The organism is Geodermatophilus sp. SYSU D00705, assembly GCF_054050135.1.
The window spans coordinates 239,947-259,610 of sequence record NZ_JBJGYT010000004.1 but is presented as its reverse complement, the minus strand read 5'-3'; the positions used below and the strand labels follow the sequence as shown (position 1 = coordinate 259,610).

The following is a 19,664-nucleotide window of genomic DNA, read 5'->3' as shown; positions in this document are numbered from 1 at the left end:
CCCCCCCCCCCCCCCCCCCCCCCCCCCCCCCCCCCCCCCCCCCCCCCCCCCCCCCCCCCCCCCCCCCCCCCCCCCCCCCCCCCCCCCCCCCCCCCCCCCCCCCCCCCCCCCCCCCCCCCCCCCCCACGACGGGGTCAGCCGGCGGCCGCGGCGTCGGCCGGCTTGGCCTTCTTCGCCCCGGCGGTGCGGACCAGCCGGCGGTTGGCGAACTCGAACATGCCCAGCTCGGAGAGCTCCCGGCCGTAGCCGGAGCGCTTCACGCCGCCGAAGGGCAGCTCCGCCGAGGTGCCCGACGGCGAGTTGATCCAGACCATGCCCGACTCGACCTGGTCGGCGACCTTGCGGGCGCGCTCGACGTCGCTGCTGAACACCGTCGCCGACAGCCCGTAGGGGGTGTCGTTGGCCAGCCGCACGGCCTCCTCCTCGGAGGAGACGCGGTAGACCACGCCGACCGGCCCGAACAGCTCCTCGCGGTAGGCCCGCATCTCGGGGGTGACGTCGGCCAGCAGGGTGGCGTTGACGTAGGCGCCCTCGCGGTCGGGCCGGTCCCCGCCGGCGAGCACGGTCGCGCCCTTGTCGATGGCGTCGCGCACCTGGGCGGTGAGGTCGGCCGCGGCCCGCTCGGACGACAGCGGGCCCAGCCGGGTGCCGGGGTCGCTCGGGTCGCCGGGCTGCAGGCCCTTGAAGACGTCGGCGAGGCCGGAGACGAACTCGTCGTAGACGTCGTCCATGACGATGAACCGCTTGGCGGCGATGCACGCCTGTCCGGCGTTCATGGTCCGCGACATCGCCGCGGCCTTCACCGTCTGCCCGACCTCGGGGGCGTCGAGGACGATGAACGGGTCGCTGCCGCCCAGCTCCAGCACCGACTTCTTCAGGTGCTTGCCGGCCAGCGAGGCCACGGCGCTCCCGGCCCGGTCGCTGCCGGTCAGCGTCACGCCCGCCACGTGCGGGTGCGCGATGACCCGCTCGACGTCGGAGATGCGCAGGAACAGGTTGGTGTAGACCCCCTCGGGGACGCCGGCGTCGTGGAACAGCTGCTCCAGGGCGAGGGCGGTCTGCGGGTTGTTCTCCGCGTGCTTGAGCAGGATCGCGTTGCCCAGGACCAGGTTCGGCGCGGCGACGCGGGCGACCTGGTACAGCGGGAAGTTCCACGGCTCGATGGCCAGCAGGACGCCGGTCGGCTCGTTGATGACCACCGCCTCGCCGTCCATCACGTCGATCGGGCGGGGCTCGAGGAAGCGCGGGCCGTTCTTCGCGTAGTAGTCGAAGATGCTCGCCACCAGCATCCCCTCGCCGGCCGCCTCGCGGATCGGCTTGCCCATCTCGGTGGTGATGAGGGCGGCCAGCTGGTCGCGGCGCTCGAGCACGAGCTCGCCGATGCGCGCGACGACGCCGGCGCGCTCCTCCACGGGACGGCGCCGCCACTCGAGGAAAGCGGCGTGCGCCCGCTCGACGACGCCGTCGACCTCGGCGCTGTCGAGGAAGGGGAACTCCTTCTCCGTCTTGCCGGTGGCCGGGTTGATCGTCGCGTACGGCCGGTCGCCCGCGTCGCTGGCGGTCTTGCCTGCTGGGGAGGTCTGGGTGGTGGTCACTGCTCGGTGTCCTCCGTCGCGTCTCGGTTGTGTCGCACCCCAGGTCTACCCCTGACCCCTGCGGGCACGCGCAGGGGCCCGCGCCCGAGTGACGACCGATCTAGGCTCGCGACCGTCGGGTCGCCGGCCGTCGTCCCGGCGGACCCGCGCCCGCCCGGGGAGGGAGTACGCACCGTGTGTGGCCGCTACGCCGCCAGCCGCCGTCCCGAGGACCTCGTCCTCGAGTTCGAGGCGGTCCGCGCCGACGGGCAGCCGGCGCTGCCGGCCGACTACAACGTCGCCCCGACCAAGGACGTCTACGTGGTCCGGCACAAGAAGGAGCGCGACGCCGAGGGCCGGCCCACCGGGGAGGGGCACCGGGAGCTGCGCGCCGTCCGCTGGGGGCTGGTGCCCTCGTGGGCCAAGGACGCCTCGATCGGCAACCGCATGCTCAACGCCCGGGTGGAGTCGCTGACGGAGAAGCCGGCGTTCCGCACCGCGGCCCGCTCGCGGCGCTGCCTGGTGCCGGCCGACGGCTGGTACGAGTGGGCCAAGCGGCTGGACTCGCCGGGCAAGCAGCCGTACTTCATCACCCCGGGGGACGGCTCCGGGCTGGCCCTCGCCGGGCTGTGGGAGGTGTGGGGCCGGGGCGAGGACCGCCTCTACACCTGCACCGTGGTCACCGCGCCGGCGGTCGGCGCGCTCACCGAGATCCACGAGCGGATGCCGCTGGTGCTGCCCCGCGACCGCTGGGCCGAGTGGCTGGACCCCGCCCGCGAGGACGTCGAGGCGCTCACGCAGCCCACCCCGCCGGACGTCGTCGAGCGGCTGGAGCTGCGACCGGTGGGCACCGCGGTCAACAGCGTCAAGAACAACGGCGCGGAGCTCACCGCGCGCGTCGAGTCGGTCGCCCCGCCGGCCGACCAGCCCGCGCTGTTCTGAGGTGGCCGGTACCGAGGAGGCGGTGGAGCGCACCGCGGGCAGCACCGCGCTGCCCGCCTGGGTCGCCGCCGCCGTCACGTTCCTGAGCTCGGGCGCGGTGCTGGTGCTGGAGATCGCCGGCCTCCGCCTGATCGCCCCCTACGTCGGCATCACGCTGCAGACCAACACCGCGGTCATCGGCTTCGCCCTCGCCGCGATCGCGCTGGGCGCCTGGTCCGGCGGCGCGGCGGCCGACCGCACCGACCCGCGTCGGCTCATCGCACCGCTCATGGTCGCCGGGGGCGCGCTGGTGGTCGCCGTGCTGCCGCTGGTGCGCTTCGCCGGGTCGTGGCTCACCGGCGCCGACGCCGGCAGCGTGCTGCTGCTCGCGGCGGTCGCCGTCGTCGTCCCCGCGGCGCTGCTGTCGGCGGTGCCGCCGATGGTGGTCAAGCTGCAGCTGGCCAGCCTGGCCGAGACCGGCGCGGTGGTCGGCCGGCTCTCGGGCATCGGCACTCTCGGCGGGATCGCGGCCACCTTCGTCACCGGCTTCCTGCTGATCGCCGTCTTCCCGACCAGCGGCATCCTCGTGGGCACCGGCGTCGTGACCGTGCTGGCCGGGGGAGCGGTGGGGCTGCTGCTGCGCCGGCGGTCCGGCGGCGGCGCCGGGCGGGTGCCGGCCGGGCTGTTCGTCCTCGCGCTGGGCGGCTCGCTGCTGGCCGCGGTCGCCCCGACCCCGTGCGAGGCGGAGACCGCCTACCACTGCGCCCGCGTGGTGGCCGACCCCCAGCGGGACGGCGGCCGGGTGCTCGTGCTGGACACGCTGCGGCACTCCTACGTCGACCTCGACGACCCCACCCACCTGGAGTTCGAGTACGTCCGCGCCATCGCCGCGGTCACCGACGTCGTCGCGCCCGAGGGGCAGCCGCTGTCGGCGCTGCACCTGGGCGGCGGTGGGCTCACCGTGCCGCGCTACCTGGCCGAGGTCCGGCCGGGCACGACCAGCCTGGTGCTGGAGGTCGACCCGGGCGTCGTCGAGATGGACCGGGAGCAGCTCGGGCTGACCGAGTCCGACGGCCTGCGGGTCCGGGTGGCCGACGCCCGGGTGGGCCTGGCCGAGGAGCCGGCGGGGGAGCGCGACCTCGTCGTGGGCGACGCCTTCGGCGGCCTCTCGGTGCCCTGGCAGCTGACCACCGTCGAGGCCCTCGACCTGGTCGACCGGACGCTCGCCGACGACGGCGTCTACGTCGCCAACCTCATCGACAACCCGCCGATGGGCTTCGTGCGCGCGGAGCTGGCCACCCTGCGCGCGGTCTTCGGCTCCGTGCTGCTGCTGGCCCGGGAGCCGGTGCTCGAAGGGCAGGACGGCGGCAACGTCGTCGCGGTCGCCGCGCGGGAGCCGCTGCCGGCCGACGCCATCGCCGGTGCGCTGCGCGAACGGGGCCTCACCTGGCAGGTGGCGCAGGGCGAGCGGCTGACCGGCTTCGTCGGGGACGCCGACGTGCTCACCGACGACCACGCCCCGGTCGACCAGCTGCTCACCCCGTACGCGACCCCCGGGACCTAGCCGGCCTCAGCGGCCGATCGGAGCCGTGCGGGCGCGGGTGAGCCGCACCAGGTCGCCCGGCGCCAGCTCCACCTGCAGCCCCCGCCGGCCGGCGCTGACCAGCACCGTGTCGAAGCCGAGCGCGGAGTCGTCGACCACCGTCGGCAGGGCCTTGCGCTGGCCCAGCGGACTGATCCCGCCCAGCACGTACCCCGTCGTCCGCTCGGCGTCCGTGGGGTCGGCCATCGCTGCCTTGCGGCCGCCGGCCGCGGCGGCCAGGGCCTTGAGGTCGAGGCTGCCGCTGACGGGGACGACGGCGACGGTCAGCGCGCCGTCGACGCGGGCCACCAGCGTCTTGAACACCTGGCGCGGATCGGCGCCCAGCGCGGCGACGGCGGCCTCGCCGTGCCCCTGGTCGGCGGGGTGCTCCGGGTCGTAGGGGTGCAGGGTGTGCGTCACGCGGGCCTTCTCGAGGGCCCGCACCGCCGGGGTCGCCGCCACGGCGCGGCAGCCTATCCGCGGGCCGTCGCGACGGACGACGGAGATCCGGGTCGCAGGGGGAATGGCGACGCGCCACGGCGGAGTTGCAGTGCCCGTGAGCAGCACCCTGTCCTCCAGCGCCCGGCAGCGGGTCGCGCACCGGCGGCCCCCGGGCCGCCCCGACGCCGCGCGGCTAGGATCGTCCGAGGCGGTGCCCCGCGTCCGGGGGCCGCAGAGAGGACGGTCGGTGCCTGAGGAGTCCGCGGACCTGAACCCCGAGACGGCCCCGGTGGAGGTGCCCGAGGCACGCGCCGGTGGCAGCCGCACCGAGCTGGCCGAGACGCGAGCCGAGCGCGACGCCCGCTTCGAGCGCGACGCGCTGCCCTACCTCGACCAGCTCTACCCGGCGGCCCTGCGGATGACCCGCAACCCCGCCGACGCCGAGGACCTGGTCCAGGAGACGTTCGTCAAGGCCTACTCCGCGTTCCACCAGTTCGCCGAGGGCACGAACCTCAAGGCCTGGCTGTACCGGATCCTGACCAACACCTACATCAACAGCTACCGCAAGAAGCAGCGTCAGCCGCAGCAGTACCCCACCGACCAGGTGCAGGACTGGCAGCTGTACGCCGCCGAGGAGCACAGCTCCAGCGGCCTGCGGTCGGCCGAGATCGAGGCGCTGGACCACCTGCCGGACTCCGACATCAAGGAGGCCCTCCAGCAGCTGCCGGAGGACTTCCGCCTGGCGGTCTACCTCGCCGACGTCGAGGGCTTCGCCTACAAGGAGATCGCCGAGATCATGGGCACCCCCATCGGCACGGTGATGTCCCGCCTGCACCGCGGTCGCCGGGGGCTGCAGAAGCTGCTGGCCGACTACGCACGGGAGCGCGGCTTCGTCCGCGCCGGCGCCGGGGAGGGGGCGACGCAGTCGTGAGCGAGGACCGTGGCGAGCCCATCGAGATCAACTCCTGCGACGACGTCCTGTCCCACGTCTTCGAGTTCCTCGACCACGAGACCGACGACGCCCGGCGCGACGTGATCGCCGAGCACCTCGAGGACTGCTCGCCCTGCCTGCGCCAGTTCGGCATCGAGCAGGAGTTCAAGGCGCTGGTCCGCCGCCGGTGCGGTGGGGACGCCCCGCCGCCCGGGCTGCGCGACCGGATCAAGTTCCAGCTGACCACGGTCGCCTTCGAGGAGGACGGCACGCAGGTCAGCGTCGAGAAGCTGACGGTGGAGCACACGCAGGAGCGCCCCACCGCCTGACGACGACAGCAGCGCCCCACCGCCCGCGGCGGTGGGGCGCTGCTGTCGTCTGCGCAGGGTGGCCTGTCGTCAGGCGGTGCTCCCGGCCTGTGCTCAGGCGTTCCACCCTTGCGTGACTCCGCGCCCTGGTCGCGCCTCACTCGCTGGCGCTCGTTCGATGCTCCCAGGGCTGTCGTCACGCGTTGGGCCGCTTGCCGTGGTTGGCCTTGTTCCCCTTGCGGGAGCGCCGCTTGCGTCCACGCTTGGACATCGCTGCCCTCCTCTCCTCATCGCCGGTACGGGCCCGTGCCGGGCCCTCGGTGCCGCCGGGCACCCGGGGACCCGCGCGTGGGCGGTACCGGGGGACCGGTCAAGCTGACGCCTCCCAGCCTCTCACGCCTGCGCGCGGCGCCTCCCCTGTGGCGGGGGAACGGGGCGGCGGGTCAGGCTGTGAGTGGCACATCGCACCACTGGGGAGGGCCGGCACGGTGGCACAGGTCGGGATCGAGAGCGTGCTCGTGGCGGGCCGGGGGCCGGCGGCGTGCGCGGTGGTGGCGGCCTGCTCCCGGCTGGAGGTCAAGGCGGTCGCCGTCCACTCCGAGGCCGACCGCTCCGCCCGGCACGTCCGGCTGGCCGACGACGCGGTCCTGCTGGGGCCGGCGCCGGCCGCGGAGTCCTACCTGGCCGTCGACCGCATCGTGGAGGCCGCGCGCCGCAGCGGGGTGTCCGCGGTGCTCCCGGTGCCGCCGGCCCTCGCCGGCAACGCCCGGCTGGCCGGTGCGGTCGTCGCCGCCGGCCTCACCTGGGTCGGTCCCTCCGCCGCGGTGCTGGAGCGGCTGGGCGGCGACGGCGTGGAGCCGGCCAGCGAGCGCGGGTTCCTCGCCTGGGTCACCGACTCCGGCCTGCACCACACGACCGCGGTCTCCCGCGACCGCGCGGCCGGCATCGCCCGGGTCTCCTGGACGCCGGACGAGCCGGTCGAGTTGCCGGCGGCCGCCAAGCGGCTGGCCGAGGTGGGCTGGCGCGGGCTGGTGACGGTCGGCATCGACCCCGACGGCGAGCTGGCGGAGGTGGCCGCGGGCTTCTCCCTCGACATGGCCGTCCTGGAACGCGCGCACGGGGTGGACGCCGTCGAGCTCGCCCTGCGCAGCGCCGTCGGTGGCCGCGCCGCGGCGGACCCCGGCCCGGGGCGGGCGCCGCGCAAGGCCGTCGCCGTCCAGCTGCGCTCGACGCTGCCCCCGGGGCAGGCGGGCCGGGTGACCGGCCGGCTGCCCGACTCCGGCCGGCGCCGGGGCGGGGCGGACGGGGTCGAGGTCGTGGCCGTGAGCGGCTACGACCCCGGCGACCGGCTCGACGGCTGGTACGACGCCCTGCTGGCCACGGTGAGCGCCAGCGGGCCCGACACCGCCACCGCGGCGCGGGCCGCCAGCGACGTCCTCACCGGTCTGCCGGAGACGGGGGTACCGCACGACGGCCCGGAGATCTGCCCGGTCCTCGACCGGCTGGCCGACGGCTCCACGCCGGGCGGCTGACCGCCCCGGCCTGCGTGCTTGGATGGGCGCAGGTCAGCGAGGGAGGTGCCGGTGGCGGTCGAGGAGATCCACGCCGAGATGGTGTCGAGCGTCTGGAAGGTGCTCGTGCAGCCGGGCAGCGAGGTGGCCGCGGGCGACACCCTGGTGATCCTCGAGTCGATGAAGATGGAGATCCCGGTCCTGACCGAGCGGGCCGGCACGGTGCGCGAGCTGCACGTCGTCGAGGGCGAGGTGCTCCAGGAGGGCGACCTCATCGCCACCGTGGGCTGAGGCGCTACAACTCGAGCGCGCAGACCATCAGGTCGACCCCGGGCGCCGGTGACCAGTCCCGGGCCGGGAGCCGGGTGAAGCCCAGCCGCGCGTAGAGCCGGTGGGCCGCGGTCATCCGCGGGTCCGTGGAGAGCACCATCCGCCGCTTCCCGGCCGCGCGCGCCCGCTGCAGGCAGGTGGTGACCAGCAGGGCGCCGACGCCCTGTCCCTGGGCCGCCGGGTCCACGACCAGCATCCGGAACGCGGCCTCCTCGTCGGACTCGGTGATCTCGCCGAAGTCGCCGTCGAGCACCAGCGCCACGCTGCCCACGACCTCGCCCCCGGCGTCCCGGGCCACCAGCAGCTGTGCGCGGGAGGCGCGACCGGCGACGTCGGCCAGCACGCGGCCGTACTCCGGTGAGGCCAGCCCTCCGCCGACGTAGACGTCGACGGTCAGCTGCGCGATGCGCGCGAAGTCACCGGGGACGGCGTCCTCGACGGTCACGGCGGGGGCGTCGGTGCGGGAGACCACGCCCCGAGCCTAGGGGCGGCCCTCCTGCAGGGGCCCGACGCGAGCTCGCGAGCGTTCGGGGGGCAGGAGGGTCCTTCTAGGCTCGGCTCACGATGAGCAGCCTCTCCGAACGCCTCACCCGGGGCGCCGCCTCCGCCCCCGCCCAGGTCGACCACGCCCGCCGGCTGGTCGCCGACTGGCAGCTGCTGGCCGACCTCTCCTTCGCCGACCTCACGCTCTGGGTGCCGCTGCCGACCGGCGCGTGGTGGTGCGTGGCGCAGGTGCGGCCGCTGACCGCTCCCACCAGCCAGCCGGAGGACCTCGTCGGCTCGGAGCTGCAGGGCCCTCCCGCGGAGCCGTTCGAGGTCGCCCACCGGGAGGGGCGCCCGGTCACCGAGGGCGAGCCGGACTGGTCGGGGGTGGCCCCGCGGCGCCGTGAGGTGATCCCGGTCCGGCACGACGGCGTCGTGGTCGCCGTCCTCGCGCGGGACACCAACCTGGCGGTGACCCGGGCGCCGTCCACGCTGGAGCTGACCTATCTCGACATCGCCGCGGACCTGTGCCTCATGGTCTCCGCGGGCACCTTCCCGCCCGAGAAGCTGCTGGACGCCGAGCTGAGCCCGCGGGTGGGTGACGGCCTGGTGCGCCTCGACGCCACCGGCTCCGCGGTCTACGCCAGCCCCAACGCGCTGTCGGCGTACCGCCGCATGGGCGTCACCGGGGACGTCGTCGGGTCGGACCTGGCCCGGCTCACCCGCGACGCGGCCGCTGACCGGGTGGCGGGGGAGACGGTGGTGGCGGGCATCCGTGCCGCCGTCGCCGGGCGGTTCCCCGACCCGATGGACGTCGAGGGGCAGGCCGCCACGATGCTGGTGCGGGCGCTGCCGCTGCAGGCCCCGGGCGGTGAGGAGGGCGCGCTGGTGCTCGTGCGCGACGTCACCGACGTCCGGCGCCGGGACCGCGCGCTGCTCACCAAGGACGCCACCATCCGCGAGATCCACCACCGCGTGAAGAACAACCTGCAGACGGTGGCCGCGCTGCTGCGGCTGCAGGCGCGGCGGATGACGGTGCCCGCGGCCCGGGAGGCGTTGGAGGAGTCGGTGCGCCGGGTGTCGTCCATCGCCGTGGTGCACGAGACGCTGGCCGGCAGCCGGGAGGACGTCGTCGACGTCGACGACGTCCTCGACCAGGTGCTGCCGATGCTGGGCGACCTGACCTCGGTCGGCCCCGCGGCCCGCACCCGCCGCGTGGGCCAGTTCGGCGAGCTGCCGGCGGTGGCGGCGACCCCGCTGGTGCTGGCGGTGACCGAGCTGCTGCACAACGCCGCCGAGCACGCGTTCCCGGAAGGCCGGCCCGGCACCATCGAGCTGGTGGCCGAGCGCGACGGGGAGGACCTGGTCGTGCGGGTGCGCGACGACGGGCGCGGCCTGCCCGACGACTTCGACGTCGCCGCCAGCGACGGGCTGGGGCTGCAGATCGTGCGCACGCTCGTCACCACCGAGCTGGGCGGGTGCCTGCGCATGGGCGGGTGGCCCACCGGGACCCCGGGCACCGAGGTCGTGCTGACGCTGCCCGGAGCCGGCCGGCTCCGGCGCTGAACGGCCGCGAGGCCGGACCGGGGGATCCGGACCGGCCTCGCGACGGTTCAGTACTGCGGCGGCGCCGGGCGGGGAGCCCGGACGCCGTGGTGCGGTGTGATCAGGCGGTGCGGACCCGGGTGCGAGCCTGGCGCCGCTTGAGCGCGCGCCGCTCGTCCTCGGACAGCCCACCCCAGACGCCGGAGTCCTGACCCGAGCGCAGGGCCCAGTCCAGGCAGGACTCGACGACCGGGCAACGCCGGCACACACCCTTTGCCTGCTCGATCTGACCGAGGGCCGGACCGGTCGTCCCGATGGGGAAGAACAGCTCCGGGTCCTCGTCGCGGCAGAGCGCGCGGTGGCGCCAGTCCATGGCGGTGTTCTCCTCGATGTCGTCTACGGTGTGGTGCATCAGTCGCCGGCCTCGGACCGTTCCGCAGGCCGGCACCGGGATTGGCCAGCGCCATGGCACAGCGACTTCGTGCATTTGTTACCGACAGGTTGCTTTCCAGCCGCGATGTTTTCACGGCGTGGGGGCCTGTCAAGCAGATCGAGGGCTTCGGTCGACCCCTCGTGAGCAAGCTCACCACGGGCATGCTAGGTGCGCCACTCGACCTGACCATCCCGCGGTCTCGACGTTGACAACCCTCGCCCGGCGTGCCTGAAGACGCAGGTCACACCGGCAATTCCGAGAACGGCCGGTTCAGGCGACGTCGTTCACCGGTCGCCTCCCGCCCCCGGTCCGCTCCTCGCTCGCCGGCGCTCGCTGCGATGCTCCCGGCGGCGTCAGGCGACGACGCGCAGGGCGGACGGGACGCTGCACACGCGCAGCCCCGTCGCCGTCCCCAGGTGGTCGCCGTCGACCTGCCACCCCTGCGGCCGCTGCGCGGTGACGGTCAGCCCCGCCAGGTCGTGCCGTCGGTGCACGCCGCGCCCGCGGGCGTCGGGCCGGGCGGCGAGCACCTGGCGCACGTGGTGCAGCATCCGGAGCACCCCCATGCGGCCCATGGCGAAGACGTCCAGCCCGGTGTCGAAGGAGGCCTCCGGGCTCGGGTTCACCGCCCGCGCGCCGAGGTAGGTCCACGGCGAGACGTTGGAGACCAGGCAGAGGAACACCTCGTCCAGGGGCGGTTCCCCGGGGAGCTCGAGGGTCATCGGCGGACGCCGCCGCTCCCGCCCCAGGACGAACGCGCTGGTCGCCTCCACCACGTACAGCGCGCCGGTGGACCGCCGTCCCCGCGCCCGGTGCGCCTCCACCCGGCCGATGACGTCGGCGTCGAAGCCCAGGCCGGCGCTGAAGGCGAACCAGCGGGGCTCGGACCACCCCGGGTGGGCCGCGGCCCCCGCATCGGCGGCCCGCTGCGCCTGCGCGGGGTCGGGCAGCGCGACCGGTGCGCCGGTGGCGCCGCGGGCGCTGGCGGTTCCCAGGGAGATGCGGCGGGTGCGCCCGGCCCGCAGGGAGGCGGTGACCTCCGCAGCCGCCGTCACCGGGTCGCGGGAGCGCCCCAGGGCGCGTGAGAAGACGTTCGTCGAGCCGCCCGGGACGACGGCGAGCGGCGGCAGGTCATCGCCCGGCCCGTCGTGCAGGAGGCCGTTGACGACCTCGTTGACCGTGCCGTCCCCGCCGAGGGCGACGACGACGTCGACGCCGTCGGCGCAGGCCTGCCGGCCCAGTTCGGTCCCGTGGCCGCGGTGGGTCGTCTCGGCCAGATCCACCTTGAGGTCGCCGCCGAGGACGCCGAGGACGTCGTCGCGGACGCTGCGGTTGGTCGTCGTCGCCGCGGGGTTGGCCACCACGAGCGCACGCATGACCGCCAGGTTAGCCAGGCCCGCGCCGGCTCCCCGGCAGGCGCAGGCCGACGCGGCAGGCGAGGGGGCCGCCCGGCCGCGGCGCGTACCCTCGCGGCCGTGACGGAGGAGGCGGGAGCGCGGCCCCCGAGACAGCACCGGCTGGCCGAGCGGCTGCTCGGCGGGGCCGCGGAGCCGTCGGCGCCGCGCCCGGCCCGGCGGACCGAGGCGCCGGGAGCCGTCCGACGCGCGGCACTGGTCGTCGCCGTGGAGGCCGCCGCGCTCGGCGTCGTCGCGCTGGTGCTGCTCTACCTGACGGCCACCTCGGACCCCGACAGCGTGGGCCGGGCCCTCGCCGAGGTGGTCTACGTCGGCTTCTTCGCCGTCCTGCTCGGCGCGGCGGCCATCGGGCTGTGGCGGGTGTCGGGCTGGGCCCGCGGGCCGGTGGTGGCGCTCCAGGTGCTGCTGGGCCTGTTCGGGTACTTCTCGGCGTTCGAGTGGGGCGGCCCGTGGGTGGGCGTCCCGCTGCTGGTCCTCGTCGCGCTCGAGCTGTGGCTGCTGGCCACGCCGGAGGCGCGGCTGGCCTTCTCCGACCGCTGAGGGTCAGACCAGGTCGACGACGTCGGCGATCGAGTCCAGGACCCGCCCCGGCCGGAACGGGAACCGCGCCACGTCGGTGGCCCGGGTGGAGCCGGTGAGCACCAGGATCGTCTCCAGCCCGGCCTCGATGCCGGCGACGACGTCGGTGTCCATGCGGTCGCCGATCATCACCGTCGACTCCGAGTGCGCGGCGATCCGGTTCATCGCGCTGCGAAACATCATCGGGTTCGGCTTGCCGACGAAGTAGGGCTCCGCCCCGGTCGCCTTGGTGATCATCGCCGCCACCGAGCCCGTGGCCGGCAGCGGGCCCTCGGGGGAGGGGCCGGTGACGTCGGGGTTGGTCGCGATGAAGCGCGCGCCGCGCCCCACCAGCCGGATGGCCCGGGTGATCGCCTCGAAGGAGTAGGTGCGGGTCTCCCCGAGGACGACGTAGTCGGGGTCGGTGTCGGTGAGGGTGTAGCCGGCCTCGTACAGCGCCGTGGTCAGCCCGGCCTCGCCGATGACGTAGGCCGACCCGCCGGGCAGCTGGGTGGCGAGGAAGTCGGCCGTCGCCAGTGCCGAGGTCCAGATGGACTCCTCGGGCACGTCCAGGCCGGAGCGGGAGAGCCGGGCCGCCAGGTCGCGCGGGGTGAAGATCGAGTTGTTGGTGAGGACGAGGAAGCGGCGTCCCCGCTCGACCAGCCGCTGCAGGAACTCCGCGGCGCCGGGCAGCGCGTTGCCCTCGTGCACCAGGACGCCGTCCATGTCGGTGAGCCAGCACTCGGCCGGCCGGCGCTCGGTGGCCGGGTGGGCGCGGGTGTCGGCCGGCCCGCTCACCGCAGCCGCCGGTCGGCGGCGAACCCGGAGAGGGCCTCGTCGGTGAGCCGGAAGACCGTCCACTCGTCCATGGGAACCGCGCCGGCACCCTTGTAGAAGTCGATCGACGGGGTGTTCCAGTCCAGCACCGACCACTCCAGCCGGCTGTAGCCGCGCTCGACGCACACCTCGGCGAGGGTGCGCAGCAGTTCGCGCCCCAGGCCGCTGCCGCGGTGCTGCGGCTGGACGTAGAGGTCCTCGAGGTAGATGCCGTGCGTGCCGCGCCAGGTGGAGAAGTTGAGGAACCACAGCGCCATGCCGACGACCTGGCCGCCGGCCTCGGCGACGTGGCCGGACAGCCGCGGGGAGTCGCCGAACAGGGCGGCGGTCAGCTGCTCCTCGGTCAGCCGGACCTCGTGCGCGGCCTTCTCGTACTCGGCGAGCTCCCGGACCAGGCCGACCACGGCCGGGACGTCGTCGGGGCGGATGGGCCGCACGCTCATGTGAGGAGCTCCTTGAGGCGGGTGGGCACGAGGCGGGACAGCGGGGACAGCAGCGGCACGAGGACCGGCGCCAGCAGGTAGCCGTAGGCCAGCACGCAGCCGGTGACCACGGGCGCCAGGGCGAAGCCGACGACGATCGCCAGCGCGGCGGCGACCAGCCCGTAGGGCTTCCCGCTCTTCGGGCTGACCAGCGAGCGGAACGAGCGGAACCGGATGTTGCTCACCATGAGCAGCGCCGGCACGGCGACGATGAGCAGCACCCACAGCCGGTCGCGGCCGTTCATCTGGTCACCGAAGGCGAACACCGAGGCCAGGACGACGCCGGCGGCACCGGGGCTGGGCATGCCGGTGAAGTACCGCTTGTCGGCGGTGGGGTCGATCGTCGTGTTGAAGCGGGCCAGCCGGATGGCGGCGCAGGCCACCCACAGGAAGCAGACGATCCAACCGAGGGGGTCCCACTCGTCGCGGCCCTCGGAGAACAGCGTGAACGCCAGCAGGGCGGGGGCCAGGCCGAAGGAGACGAGGTCGGCCAGCGAGTCGAACTGCAGGCCGAAGGGGGTGACCGCGCCGACCAGCCGGGCCACCGCGCCGTCGGTGATGTCGAAGACCACCGACAGGCCGACCAGGACCGCCGCGAGGGTGTACTGCCCGCGGATCGACACCAGGATCGCGGCGAAGCCGCACATCATGTTGGCGAGGGTGAACAGGCTGGGCAGGGTGGCCAGGGCCCGACGACGGGTGCCGCGCACCGAGCCGCGGACGAACTCGACGGTGGCCGTGCGCCGGGTCTGCGGAGGCCGGTGGCCGGACGCTGAGCTGGGCATGGGGCGACTCCTCAGCCGGCCGCGGGCCACCGGGCGATGACGGTCTCGCCGCCCCGCACCCGCTGCCCCGTGCGGACGGTGATCGTGCACTCCCGCGGGACGAAGACGTCCATCCGGGAGCCGAACTTCATCAGACCCATCCGCTCGCCGGTCGCCAGCCGCTGCCCGACGCCGGTGCGGGTCACGATGCGCCGGGCGAGGACCCCGACGATCTGCCGGAACACCACGGTGCGGTCGCCGTCGCGCAGCCACAGCTCGCTGCGCTCGTTCCGGTGCGCGGACTCCTTGCGGTAGGCGGCGAGGAAGCTGCCCTTGCGGTAGGAGCTCTCCACGACCTCCCCGCGGTACGGGGAGCGGTTCACGTGCACGTCGACGACCGACAGGAAGACGCTGACCTGCTGCCAGTCCCCGTCGGGCGCGACGCCCTCCTGCGGCTCCCCGGCGACCATCACCACGCCGTCGGCGGGCGAGACGACGTCGTCGGGGTCCGGCGGCCGGACGTCGCAGCGCCGGTCGGGGTCGCGGAAGAACAGGGCCATGTAGGCGGCCAGAACGACCAGCGGCCAGGCCGCGACCCGGAGCCCGCGTCGTCCGGTGGCCCGCCCCGCGGCGGTGAGCAGGGCGGCGGGGGCCAGTGGCCCGGTGATGAAGGGCCACCCGGCCGGGTCGATGCGCATCGTGGTCAAACGGTACCGGGACGCACCCGGCGTCACCCGGGGGCGGCAGGAGGGGAGACGCGCGCGGGATCGGCGCCGTGCTCGCTGCTGCGCGCCCGGAGCGGGCCGCCGTACCAGTCCAGGCACAGCATCGTCGCGTCGTCCTTCAGGTCGTGACCCGTGGCGCCGAGGACGGCGGCGCCCAGGGCGTGCACGACCTCCCGCGGGTGCAGGTCGGCGGTGGCGGCGAGCGTGGCGGCGACGTCGAGGCTGGCGGCGTTGCGCTCCTGCATGCCGTCGGTGAGGAAGACGATGCGGTCACCCGGCTCCAGCGGGAGGGGCTGGACGGTGAACGACCCGCCCGGCTGGACGCCGAACGGCGGGTCGATCGCCAGCGGGACCTCGCTGACCCGGCCGTTGCGCAGCCGGAGCGGGAAGGGGTGGCCGGCGTTGACGATGCGGGCGGTGCCGGTGTGCAGGTCCACGCGCACCAGCTGCCCGGTGACGAACTGGCCGGGGGCGGCGTTCTCGGCCAGCGAGTCGCTGGCGTACCGGGCCTGCTCGGCCAGGTCCAGGCCGCGACGCCGGCCGTTGCGCAGGCCGCCGACCAGCAGCGTGGCGAGGAGGGCCGCCGGCACCTGGTGGCCCACGGCGTCGGTGATCGACAGCTGCAGGACGTCGCGGTCGAGGGTGTAGTCGAAGGTGTCCCCGCCCACGGAGCTGGCCGGCTCCATCCAGCCGGCCAGGGTGAACTGCGCGGCCTCGCAGCTGTAGGCGGCCGGGAGCAGACGACGCTGGATCTCGGCGGCCAGGGTGAAGGGCGTGGAGCGCATGCCCCACTCGAAGACGTCGGTGTGCCGGCGGGCGGCGATGACGGCGTAGGCCAGCGCGTGCGCGGCGCTGCGAACCTGCCGCACGACCTGCGGTGTGGGCGCCTCGGGCAGGAGCAGCTCGACGAGGCCGATCGCGTCGCCGCGGTCGGTCACGGGGACCAGGGCCCGGTACAGCTCCCCCTCGAGGCGCACGTCGAGCTGCTGCGAGCGCAGCACCTGCTCGAAGACGCTGCCCTCGAGCGGCACGGTCTCGGCCCGCTCCGCCGCGTGGGTGCGAGCCCCGGCGACCGGCCCGGAGGAGGACAACCGGACCACGGCCCGGCCGCTGAAGTCGGCGATCAGGAAGCTGACCGCGGTCGCGCCCACCTGCTCGGCGAGGGCGTCGGCGACGGCCTCGACCGCCTCGATGGGTGCGGCGTCCTCGACCCGCTGGAGCAGTGCCCCGACGTCGATCGGAGACCTCCTCGTGTGACTCGTGCGGGGACCGTCGGGGTGGTGCCCCGTCATCGGACCGGCACCCGCCGGCGTGGGGTGGCAGACGGCAACGGCGCCGGCCGGCGGGGAAGCCCGTCGGTCGGCGCCGTTGCCCGGGGAGAGGTCAGGCCGCGGCCTTGGTCTCCCAGAAGATCTTGTCGATCTCGGCGATGTAGTCGAGCAGCTTCTGGCCCTCGGCGGGGTCCATGCTGCCCTTGCCGCCGGCGGCGCCGGCCTGCTTGGTCGCCTTGTTGAACAGCTCGTGCAGCTGCGGGTACTTCTCGAAGTGCGGGGGCTTGAAGTAGTCGGTCCACAGCACCCACAGGTGGTGCTTGACCAGGTCGGAGCGCTGCTCCTTGATCAGGATCGCCCGGGTGCGGAACGCCGGGTCCTCGTTGGCCTGGTACTTCTCCTGGATCGCCTTGACGGACTCCGCCTCGATGCGGGCCTGGGCCGGGTCGTACACGCCGCAGGGGAGGTCGCAGTGCGCGGTGGCCTCCACGGCGGAGAACATGCGGAAACGCATGGACTTGCCCTCCGGGTCTCGTGGGTCGTTTCGTCTGCGACCCTACTCCCGGTGAACGACGACGACAGGCCCGACGCCGGGCGCCCGGGCACGGTCCCGTCGCTGGTCACGCCCTGGGTCATGGCCCGCGTCGCCGGCCCGTCGATGTCCCCGACGGTGCGGCACGGCGACCGGCTGCTCGTGCGCCGCGTCGACGCCGCCGGCACGGTGGGCGCCGGCGACGTCGTCCTGGCCCGGTTCCCGTCCCGCCCGGAGCTCCTCGTGGTCAAGCGGGTGCGCCGGGAGGTGCCCGGCGGGCACTGGGTCGAGGGGGACAACCCGCTCGTCGCCGACGACAGCCGGGTGTTCGGTCCGGCGGTCGTCGTGGGCCGGGTCGTCGGCCGCCTGTGGCCGCGCCCGGGGCGGCTGGGGTCAGCGCCCGTCGCGTAGCTGCGCGTACCGCGCGGTGCACTCCTCCCAGGTCGGCAGCAGCCCCTGCTGGCGCGCCTGCTCCAGGGTGGGCGCCTGCTGGTCCTTGGCGGAGAGCTCGAACTCCACGTCGGCCGGCCAGGGCAGCCCCAGCGCCGGGTCGAGCGGGTGGATGCCGAACTCGCGGGCGGGGTCGTAGCCGCTGGACACCAGGTAGGTCACCGAGCTGGCGTCGGCGAGGGAGACGAAGGCGTGGCCGAGCCCCTCGGCCAGGTACACCGCCCGCGGCCGGTCGCTGTCCAGGACGACGGCGTCGTGCGCGCCGAACGTCGGGGAGCCGACCCGGACGTCGACGACGACGTCGAGCACCTGGCCCGCCGGGCAGTACACGTACTTGGCCTGCCCGGGCGGCACGAGCGCGAAGTGGACGCCGCGCAGCACCCCGCGGGCGGAGACGCTGTGGTTGGCCTGGGCGAGGTGCAGGCCGAACCCGAGGGTCCCGGAGAGGACGTCGGCGCGGTACCACTCGGTGAACCGGCCGCGGGCGTCCCCGTGGGGGACCAGGTCCAGGACGTAGGCGTCGCGCACGGCGAGTTCGCGGATCTGCACGGAGCGAACCGTAGTCATGCGGCGGACGGCGTCCGGTCTACGCTGCCGTGTCCATGGGCGGAACCCAGCATCCCGAGACCTCCGCTCCCCCCGCGGGGAGCCCCGACCGATTCGCCGACGACCCGGCGTTCGCGGTCCACGAGGGCGGGAAGCTGGCGGTACGCCCCACCCGGTCCATCGACTCCGTCGCGGACCTCGCGCTCACCTACACACCCGGCGTCGCCCGGGTCTCCAGCGCGATCGCCGTGGAGCCGGCGCTCGCGCGGCGGTTCACCTGGGCGCCGCGCGTGGTCGCCGTGGTCTCCGACGGCACCGCCGTCCTCGGCCTGGGCGACATCGGGCCGGCCGCCGCGCTGCCGGTCATGGAGGGCAAGGCCTGCCTGTTCAGCGAGTTCGCCGGGCTGTCGTCGGTGCCGGTGGTGCTGTCGACCACCGACGTCGACGCCATCGTCGAGACGGTGGCCGCGATCGCGCCGTCATTCGGGGGGATCAACCTCGAGGACATCAGCGCCCCGCGCTGCTTCGAGATCGAGGAGCGGCTGCGGGACCGGCTGGACATCCCGGTCATGCACGACGACCAGCACGGGACGGCGATCGTCGTCCTGGCCGCGCTGCGCAACGCAGCGCGCGTCGTCGGACGGGAGATCGGCGACCTGCGGGTCGTCGTCGCCGGGGCCGGGGCGGCCGGGATCGCCTGCACCAAGATCCTGCTCGAGGCCGGCATCGGCGACATCGCCGTGGCCGACTCCCGGGGGGTGCTGCACGTGGGCCGCGACGACCTCACGCCGATCAAGCGGTGGGTCGCGGAGAACACCAACCGCGCCGGCTACGCGGGCACGATGATCGGCGCGCTGGAAGGGGCCGACGTCTACCTGGGGCTGTCCGGCGGGTCGGTGCCGGAGTCGGCGATCGCCTCGATGGCCGACGGCTGCATCGTGTTCTCCCTGGCCAACCCGATCCCCGAGGTGGACCCGGAGATGGCGGCCCGGTACGCGGCGGTGGTCGCCACCGGGCGCAGCGGCGAGCCGAACCAGATCAACAACGTGCTCGCCTTCCCCGGCGTGTTCCGCGGGGCCATCGACGCGGGGGCCACCTCGATCACCGAGGAGATGAAGCTGGCGGCCGCGACCGCGATCGCCGACGTGGTGGGCGACGAGGTGCGCGCCGACTACGTCGTCCCCAGCCCGCTGGACCGGCGGGTCGCCGAGGCGGTGGCGGCCGCGGTGGCGGCCACCGCACGGGAGCAGGGCGTCACGCGCTGAGGGAGGGCCCCGTGCGGTCGTCCGCACGGGGGTCGCGCTCAGAGCAGTCCGCGCAGGTCCTGCAGCCAGGGGTCGACCGCCGTCCGGACGCCGGTGTTGGCATAGAGGCACCACAGCGTGACGACGACGAACGCCGGCGCCAGGACCGCCGTCTCCAGGAACGTCCCGGTGCGCAGCGGGGTCAGCGCCAGCCGGCAGCGCCGGACCAGCCACACCAGCGGCACGGGCACGCCCTGGGTGGTGATCGCGTCGCCGGCGATGTGGGTGAGCACGCCCAGGGCGACCGCCCACGGCAGCCAGGCCGGTTGTGGCATGTGCTCCAGCAGCAGCCAGGCCGCGCCCCAGGACAGCACCAGGTTGCCGACGACGGTGTTCTCCGCCCGGCCGGGGATGACGAAGTGCAGCGCCCGCAGCGCCAGCCCGACGGCCAGGCTCATGAGCAGCAGGCTGGACCAGAAGGCGTTGGCCGCGGCGAGCGCGAGAGCGCCGAACGCGACGGGGGCCAGGACGGCGTCGTGGGTGCCCCAGCGGTGGCCCTGGGCCAGCCGGCCGATCGCGCCCGAGGGCACGTCCGTGACCGGACCCCACATGTCCGACACCGTGGAGCCGCTGTGGTCCAGGTCGGGCAGCATCGACATCCCGCCGACGGCGGCGATCCACGCGACCTGGGCGACGGGGCCCTCCACCGGTGCCCACGGGAGTGTCGCGGCTCCGGCGGCCAGCCCGGACAGGGCGTGCGAGTGACCGAGCACGCACGAAG

Annotated in this window: 24 protein-coding genes; 10 read left to right on the top strand and 14 right to left on the bottom strand. The window is 74.9% G+C overall.

What is annotated here, in order from left to right; all coding sequences use genetic code 11:
* Positions 1–134 precede the first annotated feature (134 nt).
* A complete protein-coding gene (locus tag ACI78Q_RS05480; RefSeq protein ID WP_456922305.1) occupies positions 135–1,595 on the bottom strand; it encodes an NAD-dependent succinate-semialdehyde dehydrogenase in 1,461 nt (486 codons plus the stop codon).
* Positions 1,596–1,769: 174 nt separating this feature from the next.
* Here ACI78Q_RS05480 and ACI78Q_RS05475 point away from each other — a divergent pair, with 174 nt between their 5' ends.
* Positions 1,770–2,516 carry an SOS response-associated peptidase gene (locus tag ACI78Q_RS05475; RefSeq protein ID WP_456922304.1) on the top strand — a complete coding sequence of 249 codons (747 nt, stop codon included), beginning with the start codon at positions 1,770–1,772 and terminating at the stop codon, positions 2,514–2,516.
* Position 2,517: 1 nt separating this feature from the next.
* The gene (locus ACI78Q_RS05470; RefSeq protein WP_456922303.1) at positions 2,518–4,059 is read left to right on the top strand and encodes a fused MFS/spermidine synthase; all 1,542 of its coding nucleotides are present in this window, start codon (positions 2,518–2,520) and stop codon (positions 4,057–4,059) included.
* Positions 4,060–4,065: 6 nt separating this feature from the next.
* On the opposite strand, the gene ybaK is transcribed toward ACI78Q_RS05470, so the two are convergent.
* Positions 4,066–4,539, bottom strand: coding sequence for a Cys-tRNA(Pro) deacylase (ybaK, locus tag ACI78Q_RS05465; RefSeq protein WP_456922302.1), 474 nt, complete (start codon positions 4,537–4,539; stop codon positions 4,066–4,068).
* A 226-nt stretch (positions 4,540–4,765) separates the two neighbouring features.
* On the opposite strand from ybaK, the gene ACI78Q_RS05460 reads away from it, so the two are divergent.
* Both ACI78Q_RS05460 and rsrA read left to right on the top strand, forming a co-directional pair.
* A complete protein-coding gene (locus ACI78Q_RS05460; RefSeq protein ID WP_456922301.1) occupies positions 4,766–5,449 on the top strand; it encodes a sigma-70 family RNA polymerase sigma factor in 684 nt (227 codons plus the stop codon).
* Positions 5,446–5,778, top strand: coding sequence for a mycothiol system anti-sigma-R factor (gene rsrA, locus ACI78Q_RS05455; protein ID WP_456922300.1), 333 nt, complete (start codon positions 5,446–5,448; stop codon positions 5,776–5,778). The genes ACI78Q_RS05460 and rsrA overlap by 4 nt, the downstream gene beginning before the upstream one ends.
* A gap of 175 nt (positions 5,779–5,953) precedes the next feature.
* Here rsrA and ACI78Q_RS05450 read toward each other — a convergent pair whose 3' ends face one another.
* Positions 5,954–6,028 carry a 50S ribosomal protein bL37 gene (locus tag ACI78Q_RS05450; protein WP_014377707.1) on the bottom strand — a complete coding sequence of 25 codons (75 nt, stop codon included), beginning with the start codon at positions 6,026–6,028 and terminating at the stop codon, positions 5,954–5,956.
* A gap of 217 nt (positions 6,029–6,245) precedes the next feature.
* On the opposite strand from ACI78Q_RS05450, the gene ACI78Q_RS05445 reads away from it, so the two are divergent.
* The gene (locus ACI78Q_RS05445) at positions 6,246–7,289 is read left to right on the top strand and encodes a biotin carboxylase N-terminal domain-containing protein (RefSeq protein WP_456922299.1); all 1,044 of its coding nucleotides are present in this window, start codon (positions 6,246–6,248) and stop codon (positions 7,287–7,289) included.
* A gap of 51 nt (positions 7,290–7,340) precedes the next feature.
* Entirely contained in the window at positions 7,341–7,559 is a 219-nt protein-coding gene (locus ACI78Q_RS05440; RefSeq protein ID WP_456922298.1) for a biotin/lipoyl-binding carrier protein, read from the top strand.
* 4 nt (positions 7,560–7,563) lie between these two features.
* On the opposite strand, the gene ACI78Q_RS05435 is transcribed toward ACI78Q_RS05440, so the two are convergent.
* Positions 7,564–8,070 carry a GNAT family N-acetyltransferase gene (locus tag ACI78Q_RS05435; RefSeq protein ID WP_456922297.1) on the bottom strand — a complete coding sequence of 169 codons (507 nt, stop codon included), beginning with the start codon at positions 8,068–8,070 and terminating at the stop codon, positions 7,564–7,566.
* 92 nt (positions 8,071–8,162) lie between these two features.
* On the opposite strand from ACI78Q_RS05435, the gene ACI78Q_RS05430 reads away from it, so the two are divergent.
* The gene (locus ACI78Q_RS05430) at positions 8,163–9,647 is read left to right on the top strand and encodes a sensor histidine kinase (RefSeq protein WP_456922296.1); all 1,485 of its coding nucleotides are present in this window, start codon (positions 8,163–8,165) and stop codon (positions 9,645–9,647) included.
* Positions 9,648–9,747: 100 nt separating this feature from the next.
* Here the strand turns inward: ACI78Q_RS05430 and ACI78Q_RS05425 are convergent, their stop codons facing one another.
* Both ACI78Q_RS05425 and ACI78Q_RS05420 read right to left on the bottom strand, forming a co-directional pair.
* Positions 9,748–10,038, bottom strand: a complete 291-nt coding sequence (locus ACI78Q_RS05425; RefSeq protein ID WP_425432564.1) for a WhiB family transcriptional regulator — start codon at positions 10,036–10,038, stop codon at positions 9,748–9,750.
* A 374-nt stretch (positions 10,039–10,412) separates the two neighbouring features.
* Positions 10,413–11,435: a diacylglycerol/lipid kinase family protein gene (locus ACI78Q_RS05420; protein ID WP_456922295.1), complete on the bottom strand. Its 1,023-nt coding sequence runs from the start codon at positions 11,433–11,435 to the stop codon at positions 10,413–10,415.
* Positions 11,436–11,534: 99 nt separating this feature from the next.
* Between ACI78Q_RS05420 and ACI78Q_RS05415 the strand changes: the two genes are divergently transcribed.
* Positions 11,535–12,014: a hypothetical protein gene (locus tag ACI78Q_RS05415; protein ID WP_456922294.1), complete on the top strand. Its 480-nt coding sequence runs from the start codon at positions 11,535–11,537 to the stop codon at positions 12,012–12,014.
* A gap of 3 nt (positions 12,015–12,017) precedes the next feature.
* Here ACI78Q_RS05415 and ACI78Q_RS05410 read toward each other — a convergent pair whose 3' ends face one another.
* The 6 genes from ACI78Q_RS05410 to sodN form a co-directional block, all read right to left on the bottom strand.
* Positions 12,018–12,830, bottom strand: coding sequence for an HAD-IIA family hydrolase (locus ACI78Q_RS05410; protein WP_456922293.1), 813 nt, complete (start codon positions 12,828–12,830; stop codon positions 12,018–12,020).
* Entirely contained in the window at positions 12,827–13,312 is a 486-nt protein-coding gene (locus ACI78Q_RS05405) for an N-acetyltransferase family protein (RefSeq protein WP_456922292.1), read from the bottom strand. The genes ACI78Q_RS05410 and ACI78Q_RS05405 overlap by 4 nt, the downstream gene beginning before the upstream one ends.
* Positions 13,309–14,136 carry a CDP-diacylglycerol--serine O-phosphatidyltransferase gene (pssA, locus tag ACI78Q_RS05400; RefSeq protein WP_456922291.1) on the bottom strand — a complete coding sequence of 276 codons (828 nt, stop codon included), beginning with the start codon at positions 14,134–14,136 and terminating at the stop codon, positions 13,309–13,311. Before pssA ends, ACI78Q_RS05405 begins: the two co-directional genes overlap by 4 nt.
* Before the next feature lie 11 nt (positions 14,137–14,147).
* Positions 14,148–14,813, bottom strand: a complete 666-nt coding sequence (locus tag ACI78Q_RS05395; RefSeq protein WP_456922290.1) for a phosphatidylserine decarboxylase — start codon at positions 14,811–14,813, stop codon at positions 14,148–14,150.
* Positions 14,814–14,845: 32 nt separating this feature from the next.
* Positions 14,846–16,132, bottom strand: coding sequence for a PP2C family protein-serine/threonine phosphatase (locus ACI78Q_RS05390; RefSeq protein ID WP_456922289.1), 1,287 nt, complete (start codon positions 16,130–16,132; stop codon positions 14,846–14,848).
* Between the two features lie 91 nt (positions 16,133–16,223).
* Positions 16,224–16,625 carry a superoxide dismutase, Ni gene (gene sodN / locus ACI78Q_RS05385; protein WP_072918931.1) on the bottom strand — a complete coding sequence of 134 codons (402 nt, stop codon included), beginning with the start codon at positions 16,623–16,625 and terminating at the stop codon, positions 16,224–16,226.
* Between the two features lie 51 nt (positions 16,626–16,676).
* Here sodN and ACI78Q_RS05380 point away from each other — a divergent pair, with 51 nt between their 5' ends.
* Positions 16,677–17,054 carry a S26 family signal peptidase gene (locus tag ACI78Q_RS05380; protein WP_456922288.1) on the top strand — a complete coding sequence of 126 codons (378 nt, stop codon included), beginning with the start codon at positions 16,677–16,679 and terminating at the stop codon, positions 17,052–17,054.
* On the opposite strand, the gene ACI78Q_RS05375 is transcribed toward ACI78Q_RS05380, so the two are convergent.
* Positions 17,037–17,642: a dTDP-4-dehydrorhamnose 3,5-epimerase family protein gene (locus tag ACI78Q_RS05375; protein WP_456922287.1), complete on the bottom strand. Its 606-nt coding sequence runs from the start codon at positions 17,640–17,642 to the stop codon at positions 17,037–17,039. The two genes, ACI78Q_RS05380 and ACI78Q_RS05375, sit on opposite strands and share 18 nt — an antisense overlap.
* A 53-nt stretch (positions 17,643–17,695) precedes the next feature.
* On the opposite strand from ACI78Q_RS05375, the gene ACI78Q_RS05370 reads away from it, so the two are divergent.
* Entirely contained in the window at positions 17,696–18,904 is a 1,209-nt protein-coding gene (locus tag ACI78Q_RS05370) for an NAD(P)-dependent malic enzyme (protein ID WP_456922286.1), read from the top strand.
* 38 nt (positions 18,905–18,942) lie between these two features.
* Here the strand turns inward: ACI78Q_RS05370 and ACI78Q_RS05365 are convergent, their stop codons facing one another.
* The gene (locus ACI78Q_RS05365; protein WP_456922285.1) at positions 18,943–19,656 is read right to left on the bottom strand and encodes a metal-dependent hydrolase; all 714 of its coding nucleotides are present in this window, start codon (positions 19,654–19,656) and stop codon (positions 18,943–18,945) included.
* Between the last annotated feature and the right edge of the window lie 8 nt (positions 19,657–19,664).

What these genes read in the sequence shown, in the direction of transcription:
- ACI78Q_RS05405 (WP_456922292.1), bottom strand. Translation starts at nt 13,312, where the DNA reads ATGAGCGTGCGGCCCATCCGCCCCGACGACGTCCCGGCCGTGGTCGGC.
- ACI78Q_RS05425 (WP_425432564.1), bottom strand. Translation starts at nt 10,038, where the DNA reads ATGCACCACACCGTAGACGACATCGAGGAGAACACCGCCATGGACTGG.
- ACI78Q_RS05395 (WP_456922290.1), bottom strand. Translation starts at nt 14,813, where the DNA reads ATGCGCATCGACCCGGCCGGGTGGCCCTTCATCACCGGGCCACTGGCC.
- sodN (WP_072918931.1), bottom strand. Translation starts at nt 16,625, where the DNA reads ATGCGTTTCCGCATGTTCTCCGCCGTGGAGGCCACCGCGCACTGCGAC.
- ACI78Q_RS05390 (WP_456922289.1), bottom strand. Translation starts at nt 16,132, where the DNA reads ATGACGGGGCACCACCCCGACGGTCCCCGCACGAGTCACACGAGGAGG.
- ACI78Q_RS05430 (WP_456922296.1), top strand. Translation starts at nt 8,163, where the DNA reads ATGAGCAGCCTCTCCGAACGCCTCACCCGGGGCGCCGCCTCCGCCCCC.
- ACI78Q_RS05420 (WP_456922295.1), bottom strand. Translation starts at nt 11,435, where the DNA reads ATGCGTGCGCTCGTGGTGGCCAACCCCGCGGCGACGACGACCAACCGC.
- pssA (WP_456922291.1), bottom strand. Translation starts at nt 14,136, where the DNA reads ATGCCCAGCTCAGCGTCCGGCCACCGGCCTCCGCAGACCCGGCGCACG.
- ACI78Q_RS05370 (WP_456922286.1), top strand. Translation starts at nt 17,696, where the DNA reads ATGGGCGGAACCCAGCATCCCGAGACCTCCGCTCCCCCCGCGGGGAGC.